At 44.1% G+C, this 16480-nt stretch carries 14 protein-coding genes and 1 rRNA gene; 13 read left to right on the forward strand and 2 right to left on the reverse strand.

Annotated features, from left to right (window positions below; genetic code table 11):
* Positions 1-220: 220 nt before the first annotated feature.
* Both nagE and AM506_RS14075 read left to right on the forward strand, forming a co-directional pair.
* Positions 221-1603, forward strand: coding sequence for an N-acetylglucosamine-specific PTS transporter subunit IIBC (gene nagE, locus AM506_RS14070; RefSeq protein WP_060673121.1), 1383 nt, complete (start codon positions 221-223; stop codon positions 1601-1603).
* 114 nt (positions 1604-1717) lie between these two features.
* The gene (locus AM506_RS14075) at positions 1718-2443 is read left to right on the forward strand and encodes a GntR family transcriptional regulator (protein ID WP_060673122.1); all 726 of its coding nucleotides are present in this window, start codon (positions 1718-1720) and stop codon (positions 2441-2443) included.
* A 49-nt stretch (positions 2444-2492) separates the two neighbouring features.
* Here the strand turns inward: AM506_RS14075 and AM506_RS14080 are convergent, their stop codons facing one another.
* Positions 2493-3236, reverse strand: a complete 744-nt coding sequence (locus tag AM506_RS14080) for an SIS domain-containing protein (protein ID WP_060673123.1) — start codon at positions 3234-3236, stop codon at positions 2493-2495.
* Positions 3237-3369: 133 nt separating this feature from the next.
* Between AM506_RS14080 and AM506_RS14085 the strand changes: the two genes are divergently transcribed.
* From AM506_RS14085 to AM506_RS14120, 8 genes are all read left to right on the forward strand, one after another.
* Complete coding sequence (locus AM506_RS14085) at positions 3370-4317, forward strand: aminoimidazole riboside kinase (protein WP_060673124.1); 948 nt, start codon at positions 3370-3372, stop codon at positions 4315-4317.
* A gap of 179 nt (positions 4318-4496) precedes the next feature.
* The gene (locus AM506_RS14090; protein WP_060673125.1) at positions 4497-5318 is read left to right on the forward strand and encodes a Cof-type HAD-IIB family hydrolase; all 822 of its coding nucleotides are present in this window, start codon (positions 4497-4499) and stop codon (positions 5316-5318) included.
* Positions 5319-5453: 135 nt separating this feature from the next.
* On the forward strand, positions 5454-6329 hold the full coding sequence (locus tag AM506_RS14095; protein WP_060673126.1) for an ABC transporter permease subunit: 876 nt from the start codon (positions 5454-5456) through the stop codon (positions 6327-6329).
* A gap of 1 nt (position 6330) precedes the next feature.
* The gene (locus tag AM506_RS14100; protein WP_060673127.1) at positions 6331-7341 is read left to right on the forward strand and encodes an ABC transporter permease subunit; all 1011 of its coding nucleotides are present in this window, start codon (positions 6331-6333) and stop codon (positions 7339-7341) included.
* Positions 7342-7747: 406 nt separating this feature from the next.
* Positions 7748-9727, forward strand: coding sequence for an LTA synthase family protein (locus tag AM506_RS14105; RefSeq protein ID WP_200908450.1), 1980 nt, complete (start codon positions 7748-7750; stop codon positions 9725-9727).
* A 232-nt stretch (positions 9728-9959) separates the two neighbouring features.
* A complete protein-coding gene (locus AM506_RS14110; RefSeq protein WP_060673128.1) occupies positions 9960-10712 on the forward strand; it encodes a DeoR/GlpR family DNA-binding transcription regulator in 753 nt (250 codons plus the stop codon).
* Positions 10709-11620: a 1-phosphofructokinase gene (gene pfkB, locus AM506_RS14115; protein ID WP_060673129.1), complete on the forward strand. Its 912-nt coding sequence runs from the start codon at positions 10709-10711 to the stop codon at positions 11618-11620. The genes AM506_RS14110 and pfkB overlap by 4 nt, the downstream gene beginning before the upstream one ends.
* 14 nt (positions 11621-11634) lie before the next feature.
* Positions 11635-13503 (forward strand): PTS fructose transporter subunit IIABC, encoded by a 1869-nt coding sequence (locus tag AM506_RS14120; RefSeq protein WP_060673130.1) that lies wholly within the window; start codon positions 11635-11637, stop codon positions 13501-13503.
* 54 nt (positions 13504-13557) lie between these two features.
* Here the strand turns inward: AM506_RS14120 and AM506_RS14125 are convergent, their stop codons facing one another.
* Positions 13558-14250, reverse strand: coding sequence for an MgtC/SapB family protein (locus AM506_RS14125; RefSeq protein WP_060673131.1), 693 nt, complete (start codon positions 14248-14250; stop codon positions 13558-13560).
* A 103-nt stretch (positions 14251-14353) separates the two neighbouring features.
* On the opposite strand from AM506_RS14125, the gene AM506_RS14130 reads away from it, so the two are divergent.
* The 3 genes from AM506_RS14130 to AM506_RS14140 form a co-directional block, all read left to right on the forward strand.
* On the forward strand, positions 14354-15271 hold the full coding sequence (locus AM506_RS14130; RefSeq protein WP_060673132.1) for a DMT family transporter: 918 nt from the start codon (positions 14354-14356) through the stop codon (positions 15269-15271).
* Positions 15261-15761 (forward strand): GNAT family N-acetyltransferase, encoded by a 501-nt coding sequence (locus AM506_RS14135; protein WP_060673133.1) that lies wholly within the window; start codon positions 15261-15263, stop codon positions 15759-15761. The genes AM506_RS14130 and AM506_RS14135 overlap by 11 nt, the downstream gene beginning before the upstream one ends.
* 554 nt (positions 15762-16315) lie before the next feature.
* Positions 16316-16480, forward strand: a 16S ribosomal RNA gene (locus tag AM506_RS14140); the annotation flags it as partial.

Consider the following 16480-nt stretch of genomic DNA (forward strand, 5'->3'; position numbering starts at 1 on the left):
ACTCCTTGAGTACTTTACCATTCTACAATACCATCAGAAAGTATAGATGTCTATACCAGTTGAGGTTAGAAGAGATATTTTTCAACTTGGGATAAAGGGAGAATCACCTAAATAAATAAAGCAATAAGTCCTTATCGGAAAATTGGTATAGACATCTATTCCTTATTAATGTTATGATTCTGCCTAAGCGCTTTCACTTGATATAAAAGGAGAGAATAGTATGTTAGGTTTTTTACAACGAATCGGTAAATCGCTCATGCTTCCCATCGCGGTACTGCCTGCAGCTGCATTACTGCTGAGATTGGGGCAGGATGATCTGCTGGGTATCGCATTTATGTCTGAAGCAGGAGATGCCATATTCAAAAATTTAGCTTTAATCTTTGCCATCGGGGTGGCCATCGGGTTTTCGAAAGATGGAAATGGTACAGCCGGATTGGCAGGTGCCATTGGTTATCTGGTACTGACGGGCGGGTTGAAAGCCCTTGATCCAGATTCCAATATGGCGATTTTCGGCGGAATCATATCCGGTGTCGTGGCAGGTTTATTATATAACCGTTTCAACGATATTAAACTTCCGGCATGGCTCGGATTTTTTGGAGGCCGACGTTTCGTTCCCATTGTGACAGCTGCATCCATGGTTGTCCTCGCAGGGATTTTCGGCGTCATCTGGCCGCCGATCCAAAGCGGGATCAATTCCATCGGTGAATGGATCATCGGGGCAGGTGCCACTGGTGTGGGTGTGTTTGGACTGCTGAACCGTCTCCTGATTCCGGTAGGACTGCATCATGTATTGAATACCCTCGTCTGGTTTGAATTCGGAACATTCAAAGATGCAGCGGGTGAAGTCGTGAAAGGGGATATTCCCCGATTCTTCGCAGGCGATCCTACAGCCGGGACGTTCCAGACCGGATTCTTCCCGATTATGATGTTCGGTCTTCCGGCAGCGTGTCTCGCCATGATCGTGACGGCAAAAAAACATATGCGTGCCAATGTAGCGGGGATGTTGATCGGTCTCGCCGTCACTTCCTTCTTAACAGGGATCACTGAGCCGATTGAGTTCAGCTTCATGTTTCTATCTCCTGTCCTATACGGAATTCACGCTGTCTTGACGGCGAGTTCCATGGTCGTTACCTATGTACTTGGCATTCATCATGGATTCGGTTTCTCTGCGGGTGCCTTTGACTACATCCTTAATTTCAGCATCGGTCAAAAACCTTGGCTGTTACTCGGAGTCGGGATTCTTTACGGGATCATCTACTTCCTCCTATTCACTTTCTTGATCAAGAAGTTCAACTTGAAGACTCCGGGTCGTGAAGATGATGAAGATGTGGTGGCACCAGAAGAGAACTCAGGCGGGAATGGTAAGTACGAAGTCATGGCTTCACACTTCCTTCAAGACCTGGGTGGAAAAGAAAACCTGGCCGTCATCGATAACTGTGCCACACGATTACGTCTCGAAATCAATGATGTCACACTGGTAGACGAAAAAGCGTTAAAAGCTCACGGGGCGAAGGGTGTGATGAAGGTGAATAATCGGAACCTTCAGGTCATTGTCGGAACAGATGTGGAATTTGTCGCAGACGAGCTGAGAAAGCTGAAATAAAGGGAGGCGGATTGATTCTACTTAGCTGTCCTCAACCGGATCGTTGTCTGTTATATACATGATAGATATAATAAAATAGAGCATAAATCCGTTATATCGAAAGGAGAACCGTTCGTGGTTAATAAAAATTCTCCTCTTCCTTTGTATTATCAGTTAGAAGAACACCTTAACCATTTAATACAGTCTGAAGAGCTAAAACCGGGGGACGCCCTGCCGTCCGAACGGGAGCTTGCTGAGTCATTTAAAATCAGCAGGATGACCGTGAGACAGGCGATTACCAATCTGGTGAATAAGAATGTCTTATATAGAGAGAAAGGGCGGGGCACATTCGTCTCCCACCGGAAAATCGAACAAAGCCTCCAAGGACTGACAAGCTTTAGCGAAGACATGAAAAGCAGGGGACTCGAGCCCGGGAATAAATTATTGCATTTCGAAATTTCTCCGGCAACAGAGGATATCCGGGAACTTCTTTCATTGGAGGAAGAAGAACTTGTGTATACGATGAAGCGGATCCGCCTTGCAAACGGCGAACCGATGGCATTGGAGACGAGTTATATACCCGTCAAGCTGCTTCCTGGATTGAATCAGGAAATATTGGAGAAATCACTGTATCACTATATTGAAAGAGAGTTGAATCTTCGCATCAGTCATGCCACCCAATCAGTCGAAGCGGCACTTGTGACAGAAGCGGATACGAAGCATCTGAAGGTGAAAAGCGGGGAGCCGGTGCTCTTCATCCAACGGGATTCTTTCCTGGAAGACGGTACCCCTTTTGAATTGGTTCGTTCCGTTTATCGAGCCGATAAATATAAATTTAAAATCAACCTCGACAGAATGTAAAAAAAAGGAGCAGGAACCCCGTCTTAATAGGGTTCCTGCTCCTTTTTGGTTACAATCCTTTTGTTAATAGGGGAATCCGCCTGCGGTACTTCTCGATCAACCTTTCATTATGATCCCCTGCACCATCCACGTTTCCGCTGATGAAGATAGGCGGCTCATAACCTCCTTCTGCCATGTGTTCGATGGCACCAGCCATGATGCTATTTAAAATCGCAGATCCGACAACGGTTGAAGAGGGAGAAAATGAAACGGCCACCCGTTCATCAGTAAGGACTGCATCGCCGACGACAGAGTGATTGTTTATGGGAAGATCGACTACTTCACTGAGAAATTTCCCGCTCGGATGCCTGGATATTTCTTTTTCGATGTAGTCAAAGGAGCTGATGGAAGCAACATAAGCGCCCTTTTCCTTCGCATGAAGGGCCACGTCGATAGGGACGGGGTTCTTTCCTGAGGTGGAGAGAACGATCACCACGTCTTGAGGCTGGATATCCTGCCCGCTCATGAACTCTGACGCATACCCTTCTGCTCTTTCTAATTGAGAAGACCGTACGGCACCTTCATGGAGCATGAGGGGCTCGATCAAAATCGGGTTGATTGGAACCAGTCCACCTGCTCTGTAGAACACCTCTTCAGAGAGGATGTGAGAGTGGCCGCATCCGAAAAGGTGGATGATGCCGTCATGTTGGATGCAGGAAGAAATCCGTTGAGCAAGATTGGCCATCTTCTCGGCTTCTTGCGTTTGGACTAAGTGAAGTTTTTCCTGTATTTTTTCAAAATAGGTTGGTATCATTCTGTTCCCGCTTTCACTTTTTCTTTCAGCATACCATAATCTTAAAGAAAAATTTCAATCCTCCCGCATGAATGAGCAGTGAGTATTTGATATATTTAAAAGAGAACCGAATGATAAGAGGGGGAAACTTGATATGAAACAGGGAATCATCTCACTGGGAGAAGCACTGATAGACTTCATCCCTCTTGACGAACAAAATATGACCTATCAAAAGAGTCCGGGTGGAGCACCTGCCAATGTAGCGGTTGGACTGGCCCGCTTAGGGACGAGATCTACCTTCTTAGGAAAAGTAGGAGAGGACGTATTAGGCCGATTCCTGAAGGACTCCCTTGGAAATTACGGTGTGAGAATCAATCAAATGCTTTCGACTCCTGATAATCGAACGGGTGTTGTGTTCGTAACCAACCGGGAGGACGGGGAGCGCAGCTTTGACTTTTATATTGATCCAAGTGCAGACCGTTTTCTTCAGGTGAGTGATATAGATGAAGAGGACCTCCTAACCCATAAGATCCTTCACTTTGGTTCCATTTCCATGATCAGTTCGCCTGCGAAGGAAGCGACGCTTCATGCGTTGAAAGTGGCGAAAGATAATGGTCTGTTGATTTCGTATGATCCAAATTTGCGCTTAGGATTATGGGAATCCGAGGAAAAGGCCAGGGAAACGATTAAGAGTATGCTTTCTGAAGTAGATATAGTAAAGATCTCAGAGGAAGAACTCGAATTTATTACAGGTGAAAAAGAGATTGAAGCAGGGGCGGAAAGACTAAAAGCATACAATATTCCTTTCCTGATCATCACCATGGGTGCAGAGGGGAGCTCCGTATACCGGGGAGATGACTCCCGGTATATTCCTGCCATGAAGGTAAAAGCAGTGGATACAACAGGGGCAGGGGATGCGTTTGTATCGGGGATCCTCCATTCAATTGATAAATACCAAGGGAAGATCGAAACCTTATCCATGGAAGAAGCGGTTCACATGGCTCAATTTGCCACCGTATCAGGCGCACTCGCAGCCTCAACAAAAGGTGCCATGACAGCCTTACCTACTTTGGAGGAAATAAAAAAGCATTTAGAAGACTAGGTGTAGAATAGAAACAAATGGACTGCCTACCAGGCAGTCTATTTCATTTTATGAAAAGAGTATATGTGTTTTTAGATGGGTATAGAGGATATGTAGATAGAGGATATGCCTTTTTCAAAAGCTCCAAGAGATGTTATAGTAAGATAATATAAAACGGATTTCCTGAAAGGATGTTCTTTATGAGCTATAAAATGATTGTACTTGATTTAGATGATACATTATTACGGGATGACCAAACGATTTCAAAACGCACGAAAGACGCACTCACACAGGCACAGGAAGCCGGAGTGAAAGTCGTCCTGGCATCTGGACGTCCTACCCAGGGAATGCGTTGGGTAGCGGAAGAATTGAAACTCGATCATTACGGAAGCTACATTCTACCTTTCAACGGATCGAAAATCATAGATTGCAAGACAAATGAAGAGAAATACAGCCGGACCCTTTCAGCTGAAACGGCTCATTTCTTATATGATATAAGTAAGCGTGAAGATGTAGGTATTCTGACTTATTCAGAAGACGCCATTATAGTAGAAGAAACAAATCAATTTGCTTCCATAGAAAGTGACCTGACGGGCCTGCCGGTGAAAGTCGTTCCGGATTTTAAGGAAGCCATCACGGGGCCGGTCGTGAAAGCTCTTATGCTGAAAGAAGCCGATCACCTGGCCAAAGTGGAGAAAAAGCTTCAAACCGAGCTTGACGATGAACTCAGCGTGATGCGATCGAAGCCGTTCTTCCTGGAATTCACCCAGCTTGGTGTCACAAAAGGAGCCAGCCTTGACTATCTGATCAAGTCCATGGATATCAAGCGGGAGGAAGTAATTGCCATCGGGGACAGTTACAATGATCTGACCATGATTGAATTTGCCGGCCTAGGAGTCGCCATGGGCAATGCCCCGGATGACATTAAGGAGAAAGCGGATTACGTTACAGCTTCCAATATGGAAGATGGAGTAGCAGAAGTGGTCGACAAGTTTGTGTTGAATGAATTGTCCAAACTGTGATTGTAAAAGGACCGGAGTCCCATTTAGGGGATTCCGGTTTTTTTGCCCATTTTTAAATAAAAAGGGAAAAAATGTATAAAACCTTCCGTTCTATGATACTATTAAAAGTAACATTGTAAACCGGAGGACAGAGTTTTGAAATTTATAGGTGGTGTAGTAGTCAAATTCCTATTATCGATCATAGGGATTATTTTTATAGGCGGCCTGCCCGTCCTGCTATCGGGTATTAACGAGCGGGAATTGAAATGGCAGGCGTACTGGCAATCCATAAAGGAAATTGTTTATGCCCTGTTTCATGCGGGGGATTTAACATATGTGGTAATCGGTGCACAAAAGGAACGTGACCTGTTTCCTTATTTATGGGAGCCGATCATCTATTCCTTGATCATTTTATTTTCCGCTTTTCTACTCGCAAGTTTCTTAAGCATCCTCCTCACGATCTTCACCATGCTGTTTTCACAGAAAAAACGAAATCGAATCAAGTTCATCTTATATTTATTCGAATCGATACCGGATGTTCTGGTTATCCTGCTCTCTCAGCTTGTTGTTCTCTTCCTGTATAAGCAGACAGGCATCCTGTTGTTTGAAATTGCTTCCGTAGCAACAGAAAAGGCGTATCTTCTTCCCATCCTTGTGTTGGCGATATTACCGACGGTCCAGCTGTTCAGAATTTCAATCCTTTCATTTGAAAGGGAGGAAGGAAAAGACTATGTGACGCTGGCTCAATCAATCGGCTTGGGGAAACTGGTGATCTTAACATTCCATATATTAAGGAATGCCGTTATCTCCGTTTTTTTTCAATCAAAGAAAACAGTATGGTTCATGCTGTCCAATTTATTCGTCCTCGAGCTTTTGTTCAATATCGCCGGGATTACCCGTTTCCTGAAGTCGACGTTACAGCCGAAGATGTTTACCATTGCCATTCTTTCGATTTTCATTCCTCTGTTTGTCTTTTACACGGTGGGAGAAATGATTCTCTCTAAAAAAGCAAACAAGGGGGAGGAGATTTGATATGAAGAAAAGCGTATGGAGAAACCCATTCTTTCTTATTGGATTTACATTTATTTTTGTGATGATTGTGTCTAGCTTTCTGTATTCGTTTGTATGGGGGAACGAGGTCAGAAGATTATATTTTATCTCTGTAGATGGACTGGTCGTGGAATCTTCTCCTATTTCACCGAAGTGGCTTTTTCCATTCGGGACCGATGCACTTGGACTGGACATGCTCGGTAAGATCATCATCGGGGCAAAATACACAATCTTAACGGCTTTTGTGATTGCCGTATTACGGGTGTTTTTATCGATTCCCCTCGGTTTGATACTGGGAACCTTCCTGATGAAGTATAAGAAGTACATTAACGGCTGGATTGATTCCTTTCACTACACCCCTTTGACGATTCTTGCGTATTTTCTGCTGGAGCCCGTCCTTTGGGAACCGTTCGAGGGATTTTCCACTTCCATCGTTGAGCGTTTCATCATCGAAATTCTCATCTTAACGATCCTAATCGTCCCCATTTTGTCTGCGCTCTTGGGAAATGAAGTGTCTTTAGTGTACAAGCAGGAATTCATTCTGAGTGCGAAAACCCTGGGGGCAGGGAAGTGGAGAATCATCTTTAGGCATATCTTACCTTCAATGAAAGAAAAGCTCGTGATTTTACTGGGGCAGCAATTCATGCAAACACTCGTCATCTTCATCCATCTGGGGTTACTCACCTTATTCCTGGGTGGGACGGACGTGGACTATCAGATGGTACATGACCCGCCAAGGTCGATTACGTATGAATGGTCAGGCCTGATAGGGGATTCCTTCCGCTATCTTCAAGGAGCACCGTGGATCCCGTTGACGCCGATCCTGTTCTTTTCTGTAACGATGCTATCGGTTTCGTTCATGATCGAAGGATATGTCCAGGCAACGAGCGGGCAGTCCCATTATAGAAAGAAATTCAAAGCGGCCTACCGCCAAACGAAGGAAAAGAAAGCGAAAGAGCTGGATAAATCCGATTTTCAAAAGGTAAATATGTAAGGATGAAGCATAATAAAGGGGAAGCACTTAACTAACTGGAAGAAATTTCATTGGACGTTTATGTTTTACGTAAAGATTAATGGGGAATAAGTTTACACTGAGTAAACAAAACAAGGATATTTTTTACAATGGTAGTATATTCAACCATCAATGTCGACCGTTCACTTATTGGTCAAATATCCTTAACCCTTGTCAGCAAAGGCATCTGCACCGTATTTATCGGCGTTTGTCGAATCCCCATGAAATATTTTTGATACATTTACCGCAAATTGTTATACACATGAAATCAATTTTTGTTATAATACTCGTTGTTGATTCGAATGGATTTACATTGGCTTAACAATTCCTTAATCAATTTACGTTTATAAATGCTGCAAATTAAATACAATAAAAAAGGTGATGAAGTATGAACTTCTTTAAAAGACAGTTTGAAGATATGCGCACTGGGAAGTTATCGTTCTTCTTTACAGTCGTAGTATTATTTTGGATCAAGACCTACGCGGTATATTTAGCCGAATTTAATCTCGGAATACAAAATGCGCTTCAGCATTTTCTTTTATTTCTAAACCCATTAAGTTCAGCGCTCCTATTCTTTGCACTGGCATTATTCTGGAAAGGCAAGGGACGGTATATTGCATTCATCGTCATTAACTTCCTGATGTCCTTCGTCCTTTATGCGAACGTTGTGTACTATCGTTTCTTTAATGATTTCATTACAGTTCCGGTATTATTTCAGGCCAAGACGAATAACGGACTTGGCGGAAGTGCACTGGAATTATTGAGTCCTGTCGATATCCTGTACTTCTCTGACCTGTTCATTATCATCGGATTAATGATCATGAAAAAAGTGAAACCACAGGAAAAATTACGCTTCCGTTCAGTATTTGCCGTCATGACATCAGCAGTCCTTGTGTTCTTACTGAACCTTGGCCTTGCGGAAATTGACCGTCCGGAACTATTGACACGAAGCTTTGACCGTAACTATCTTGTGAAGTATCTTGGTACACACAACTTTACGATTTATGATGTGATCCAGAACTCTAAGACATCTGCCAAGCGTGCCCTGGCAGACAGCAATGAAGTATCTGAAGTGGAGAACTATGTAAAAGCAAATAAAGTGGATCCGAACCCTGAATATTTCGGTAAAGCAAAAGGGAAAAACGTCATTTATGTATCGATGGAATCCCTGCAAAACTTTGTGATCGGGAAAGAAATCGATGGGCAAGAGGTAACGCCATTCCTTAACTCACTAGTGGAAAAAGAAGATGCGATCTATTTCGATAACTTCTTCCACCAGACGGGGCAAGGGAAGACATCAGATGCCGAATTCATCATGGAAAATGGATTATTCGGATTACCTCAAGGTGCCGTCTACATGACGAATGCAAACAATACGCTGCAATCCGCACCTGGAATCTTAAAAGGTGAAGGATATACTTCAGCGGCGTTTCACGGAAACTATAAAACGTTCTGGAACCGTTCTGAAATGTATCGTACGATGGGATATGATGAGTTCTACGATGCAACGTATTATGATATGAGTAAACCGGAAGAGCAGCTTCCTTACGGATTAAAGGATAAGCCGTTCTTCAAAGAGTCCATGCCGATGCTTGAAAAATTACCACAGCCGTTCTATACGAAATTCATTTCGCTATCTAACCATTTCCCGTTTGATCGTCATGAGAATGACACAGACTTCGAACCAGGTCAATTTGGCGATGGTGTAGTGAATCGTTATTTCCAAACGGCCAACTATATGGATTCTGCTTTGGAACAATTCTTTAATGATCTGAAAGAAAGTGGACTATATGATGATACCGTCATCGTCCTTTACGGTGATCACTATGGTATTTCTGAAAACCACAACAGAGCAATGGAACAAGTCACAGGAGAAGAAATCACAGATTTCAAAAATGCACAGCTTCAACGTGTTCCGTTATTCATCATAGCTCCAGGAGTAAAAGGTGAAGTCAACCACACATATGGTGGTCAAGTGGATGTCCGCGAAACGCTATTCAACCTTCTTGGTGTGGATAACAAGGACTACATCAGCTTCGGTCAGGACTTACTGTCCAAAGATCGCAAGCAGATCGTGCCATTCCGTAATGGAGACGTCATTACTCCTGAGTACTCTGATATCAAGGGAATATGTTACGATAACGAAACGGGTCAACCTGTAGAAGAAGGAAGCAACGCATGTGAAGAGGCATCTAAAGAAGCTACGAAACGTCTCGAACTTTCAGATAAAGTCGTTTATGAAGACTTACTTCGTTTCTACAAACCAGAAGGCTATAAACAAATCGATCGTTCAGATTATCAATATATAAACCCGAATCCGAAAAGCACAGAAAATCCTGAAGCTTCACAGGAAGAGTCGCACGAGTAATTCGGGAAAGCGAGCCAGCCCTTTCACCATGATGGTGGGGGCTGGCTTTTTTTGTCGTGCCTCGAAATCCTCTGAAATTTAATAAGCAAACCAACGCCTCGCCAGCCAATACATGCTTACTTTTGAATGAAATATGATTGTTTGTGAATGTTTTTGATTAAAAATGATTGATTTTTGTAACCGTTCTCATTATAATGAAGGTAACAAACGATCGGAGAAAGTAGGAGAGACCATGTTAACCGAGGAACGTCATCGAATCATTTTAGACTTATTGAAGGAGAAGGATGCGATCAAGATCCAGGATATCGTGGATGCAACGAATGCCTCAGAGTCAACGATTCGAAGGGACCTGACGCAGCTTGAACAAGAGAAATTCCTGAAGCGGATTCATGGCGGGGCGTCAAAGCTGCAAGGGAAGCTGATGGAATTGAGCGTTTCTGAAAAATCATCCAAAAGCCTTCAGGAGAAACAGGCAATCGGCCGATACGCAGCCGCCCTCGTGGAAGAAGGGGATTGTATCTATCTTGATGCCGGAACGACAACCTTAAGTCTGATCGATTATCTTCCGGAAAAAGACATTGTCGTCGTCACCAATGGATTGACCCATGTGGAAGCCCTGCTTCAGAAAGGATTTAAAACCTATATGATCGGTGGGTACGTCAAGCCTGTAACGAGAGCGATGGTCGGTAGTGGGGCCATGGAATCCATTCGTCAATACCGGTTTGATAAAGCATTTATGGGAGCAAACGGTGTACATGCACAATATGGATTCACCACGCCTGATCCTGAAGAGGCCCAGGTAAAGCGCATGGCCATCGAGTTATCAAGAGAAGCCATGTTTCTTGCCGACGATTCGAAATTTGGTGAGATTGCTTTCAGTAAAATAGTGGATCTCGATAAAGCGATGATCATTACGAACACTTTGGATGAAGAACATGATAAGGCAATGAAGAACCAAACTACAATAAAGGTTGTGACAGCATGATTTATACATTAACACTGAACCCTTCTGTGGATTACATTATGGAACTGGACTCTTTTCGAAAAGGCGGTCTAAACCGGAGCAATGCGGAAAGTGCCTTCCCAGGGGGGAAGGGGATCAATGTCTCCCGCGTTTTACACAAATTGAATGTGGATAGTGTGGCTCTCGGATTTGCAGGGGGGCATACAGGGGAGTATATTAAACAATTTTTGAATCAAGAAAGTATCAGAACAGAGTTTGTCGAAGTAAAGGAAGCCTCTCGCATAAACGTCAAGGTGAAGGCGGACGATGAGACGGAAATAAACGGAAGTGGCCCTTCCATTACTGAAGAGCATATCCGGGCACTCCTTGATCAAATATCATCCTTGACCGCAGATGACATGATTGTGCTTGCAGGAAGCATACCTGGTTCGGTTCCGAAAACATTTTATCAGGAGATTGCAGCACAATGTCGGAAACAGGGGACGAAAGTGATCATCGATGCCGAGAAAAAACTGATCGAACCGGTCCTGCCCTTGAAGCCATTCCTAATCAAGCCGAATCATCATGAGCTCGGGGAAATGTTTGATGTGGAGATAGACTCTATTGAAAAGGCAGCACATTACGGAAAGAAACTCAAAGATACCGGTGTTGAAAACGTCATGGTATCCATGGCTGAAAAAGGAGCACTCCTACTGACTGAAGATGATGTATTTTATTCTTCTGTACCTAAGGGGGAATTGAAGAGCTCGGTCGGTGCAGGGGATTCAACGGTCGCCGGATTCCTTGCCGGCCTGTCGAGGGGATGGAGCGTGAAGGATTCATTCCGCTTGGGCACCTCAGCCGGATCGGCAACTGCTTATTCCATTGGTCTCTGTTCAGCTGAACACGTGGAAAGATTATTTGAAGACATTCAGATTACACAAATATAGAGGGGGAATTCAAAATGAGAATAACGGAATTACTGACAAAAGATACAATTCAGCTTCATGTATCTTCTCATTCGAAAAACGGAGTCATTGACGAGTTGGTATCCGTTTTGGATCAAAGCGGCAAATTGCAGGACCGTGATGAATTCAAAAAAGCGATCCTTAATCGGGAAGCACAGAGTACGACTGGGATCGGGGAAGGAATTGCGATTCCGCATGCGAAAACATCCGCCGTTAAAGCACCTGCGATTGCCTTCGGGAAATCAGAAGAGGGTGTTGATTATGAATCCCTTGATGGAGCACCAGCTCATCTTTTCTTCATGATTGCAGCGACTGAAGGGGCGAATCAGACCCATTTAGAAGCACTCAGTCGCCTTTCTTCCATGCTGATGGATATGGATGTCCGGAAAGCGCTTTTAAATGCCGCTACAAAAGAAGAGGTATTGGAAATAATCAACGCTCATGATGGTGAAGATGAAGAAGAGGCGGTTGAAACGTCAGCTCCGGGAGGGAAAATACTTGCTGTAACGGCTTGTCCTACCGGGATCGCTCATACGTATATGGCAGCCGACGCATTAAAGGCAAAGGCTAAAACGATGGATGTGAATCTGAAAGTAGAGACAAATGGTTCTGGAGGGGCGAAGAACGTCCTGACACAAGAGGAAATCGAAAGTGCCATAGCCATTATTGTCGCAGCGGACACGAAAGTGGAAATGAACCGATTCAAGGGAAAACACGTCATTGAAGTTCCTGTGGCGGAAGCGATCAGACGTCCTGAAGAACTATTGAATCAAGCCATGAAGAAGGATGCCCCGGTATATAACGGGGGAGAGCATGAGAAAGAATCCGATAGGGGCTCAGAGAAAAAGCAAAAATCCGGTTTCTATAAGCACCTTATGAATGGTGTATCCAACATGCTTCCGTTCGTCGTAGGAGGAGGGATCCTGATTGCGATCTCATTCCTATTCGGCATTCAGTCAGCGAACCCGGATTCTCCGGAGTACAATGAGTTTGCGGCGATCTTGAATACGATTGGTGGAGGAAATGCCTTTTACCTGATGGTTCCTGTCCTTGCGGGATTCATTGCCATGAGCATAGCCGACAGACCTGGATTTGCCCCGGGTATGGTAGGCGGATTGATTGCGGCAACGGGTCAAAGTGGATTTTTAGGCGGAATCATTGCCGGTTTCTTAGCCGGTTATGTCGTACTTGGTATCAAACGATTGACTAAGAATTTCCCTTCCGCGCTGGAAGGAATCAAGCCGGTGCTCATTTATCCGTTACTTGGTATTTTCATTACAGGTGTCATCATGCTTCAATTCCTGGTTGAACCTCTGAGTGCAGTCAATACCGGCATCCAGAACTGGCTTGACGGGCTGGGGACAGGGAACATGATATTGCTTGGATTGATCCTCGGTGGAATGATGGCCGTCGACATGGGGGGGCCTATCAACAAAGCGGCCTTCACGTTCGGTATTGCCATGATAGAAGGCGGGAACTTAGCACCACATGCTGCCATTATGGCAGGAGGGATGGTACCTCCATTAGGACTTGCCATAGCTACGACATTATTTAAGAAGAAGTTCAATGATAATGAGCGGAAAGCGGGTATTGCGGCTTACTTTATGGGTGCTTCCTTTATAACCGAAGGAGCGATTCCATTTGCAGCAGCGGATCCATTACGTGTAATTCCTTCGATCGTGACGGGATCTGCGATTGCAGGGGCATTGACCATGTTCTTTGGGATCGGATTACCTGCACCGCATGGGGGATTATTCGTATTCCCTGTAGTGGAAGGAAATCCATTCTTATATCTACTGGCGGTTCTGATCGGCTCCGTCATTACAGCTCTGATGGTAGGCTTCTTGAAGAAACCTGTAAAATAAACTGGAGAAGAATAAATAAAAGAACGAGGGGCTTTCCCTCGTTCTTTGTTGTGTCTATAAGCTTTCAATTTCTATATCCTTGATTCCTTCTATTTCTGAAATGGTATAGTAAAGGTCCACCGTCTTTTTCCTGAAATCAACAATGATCTTTAACTCTACTAGATGGTGCTGATTCTTCAAATCTTTGATCCGGATATTTTCGATGGTGATTTCTTCGGCTTTGATTTTTTCAATGATCGACTTGATCTCCTTCTTTTCGGATATCGTGGCGCGAAGGGACAATTCTTTTTCCCTCAGGCGTTTTGGGCCTAAGTAAGTAATGATGATCGGAACCACTTCTACTGAGACGATCAAAAGGATGACTCCGGCAGTCGCTTCGATATAGAACCCTGCACCTACGGCTATACCAATCCCTGCCGCCCCCCAAATCATCGCGGCTGTGGTCAAACCTGAAATACTATCGTTCCCTTTCCGCAGGATGACACCTGCTCCCAGGAAGCCGATACCGGAAACGATCTGAGCGGCTAATCGAAGTGGGTCCATCGTAATATTCACTTTGTCCGATCCCTCAGCAAGATAGGCGGATTCCATGGACACAATCGTTAATAAACAACTCACAATGCAGATGACAAGAGACGTCTTCAGTCCTACAGGCTTTCTCTTCAATTCCCTCTCGAGACCTATGATCAATCCCAATACGGCTGAAACGCCGAGTTTTATCAAGAATGTCGTATCTAATAGCTCCATCCATCCCCCTCCAATCCTTCCAGACTGCAAAAAATTCATGTAGTAATTCGATTCGTCTGATTATAAAATAGAGCAATGAACAACATATATCAGGAGGTCTGTCATGTCGGATGCCAAAGTAAATCCATACCTTATACTTGCTATCGGAGTCATCTCCGTTTCTACTTCTGCCATCTTAGTGAAAGTATCCAGTGCGCCATCAGGCATTCTGGCATTTTACCGGTTGTTTTTCACCGTTCTTTTAATGTCCCCGGTATTTTTCTTAAAGTATGTGAAGGAATTGAAACTTATTACTGTGAGAGATTGGATGTTTTCGATTTTAGCCGGTGTATTCCTGGCGTTTCATTTCATCCTTTGGTTTGAATCCTTACACTACACCTCGGTCGCAAGTTCCACGGTGCTTGTCACACTGCAACCGTTATTCGCTTTTATCGGTGCGTACCTGTTCTTTCAGGAGAAGCTGACGGCGAAGGCATTATTATCCGCTGTCTTAGCCGTTGCCGGGAGCTTCATCATAAGCTGGGGGGACTTCCGGATAAGCGGCAGTGCTCTCTGGGGAGATATTTTGGCTTTGATTGCGTGCGCGCTTATAACGGGTTACCTCTTATTCGGACAGGCAATCAGAAAACGGCTGTCTCTTATGACGTATACGTACCTCGTTTATGCCATAAGCTCAATCGTCTTATTGTTCTATGTCCTTGTCCGATCGGAAAGTCTCGGACCTTACCCGAAAGAGGATTGGGTCTACTTCCTTCTTCTTGCCATCATCCCGACGCTACTCGGGCATTCATTGTTTAATTGGTCGTTAAAGTGGTTAAGTACCTCGACGATCTCCATGGCCATCCTCTTTGAACCAATCGGTGCATCTCTCCTCGCCTATTGGCTATTGGCGGAAAAAGTGCAGATGACGCAGGTGATAGGCGGCATGGTCATTATGACCGGTGTCACTCTCTTCTTAATAGAAGAAAGGAAACTGAAAAAACTTACCCAAGCCAGTGAGGTGAAGACGAATGCACTATAGAAAGGCCGAACTAAAGGACGCAAGAGGACTGGCACACGTCCATGTGGATAGCTGGAGGACCACCTACCGGGGAATCGTGTCGGAAGATTACCTCGAGTCTTTATCCATAGTGGAAAGAGAAAAGAGGTGGGTGAGTATCCTTTCAGATTCTCATCATACGTATGTATGTGAAAAGGAAGACGGAGAAATCGTCGGTTTTGTTTCAATTGGAAAAGAGCGTTCGGGTAAATATGAAGGAGAGTTGTATGCCATCTATCTTCTGAAAGATTATCAAGGGAAGGGCATTGGGAAAGCATTATTTGATATTGCCAGGGGAGAGCTCAGGAAGATGGGCTTCAACTCCATGTGGATCTGGGTGTTGAAAGAGAACCCGTCGAAACACTTTTATTACAAATATAATCCTCTCCTGTTGAAGGAAGAGGTATTGACAGTAGGGAATGAAGAGCACCGGGAAGAAGGGCTGCTGTTGGATCTCAATCAAAAAGACTAAGGAGCGAAGGAGCCCCTTAGTCTTTTGGGATACGTTGGACTTAAGAAAATACGTATGTAAACCCAGAAAACACAAAAGCCATAACGACGGAAAAAATAAAGGTCAGTCCCCTTACAGGAGCAGTGCTTTCACATATCTTAAGGGCCTGTACATAAGAATACGCAAATAAATACACGGCCATGATGAAGGATAGAAATAGTGCAACGGTTGTAAGCATGTCAGAGAAATCCCCTTTCAGAATGCGTAGTACTCATGTATATGGAGAATATCCGTTTATCAGAACATGCGTAAGATTAATTATATTTTTAAGTTTTCCTTAAAAATATATTGCAATAGCATTAACTGCGTGTTATATTAATAAACGTCGCTGATACAGCAAACAACATTTAAGAAAAATAAATGAAAAAATTTGTTGACGCGAATGTGTGAAACATGATATATTAATAAAGTCGCTTCTTGGACAAGCGATAAACATTGAACCTTGAAAACTGAACAAAACAAGACAATACGTCAACGTTAATTCTAGATTTATTTTTAAAGAGCTATTCAAACTTTTATCGGAGAGTTTGATCCTGGCTCAGGACGAACGCTGGCGGCGTGCCTAATACATGCAAGTCGAGCGGATTGATGGGAGCTTGCTCCCTGATATCAGCGGCGGACGGGTGAGTAACACGTGGGTAACCTGCCTGTAAGACTGGGATAACTCCGGGAAACCGGGG

The sequence above is a fragment of the Rossellomorea vietnamensis genome (genome assembly GCF_001305855.1).
GTDB lineage: Bacteria > Bacillota > Bacilli > Bacillales > Bacillaceae_B > Rossellomorea > Rossellomorea vietnamensis_A.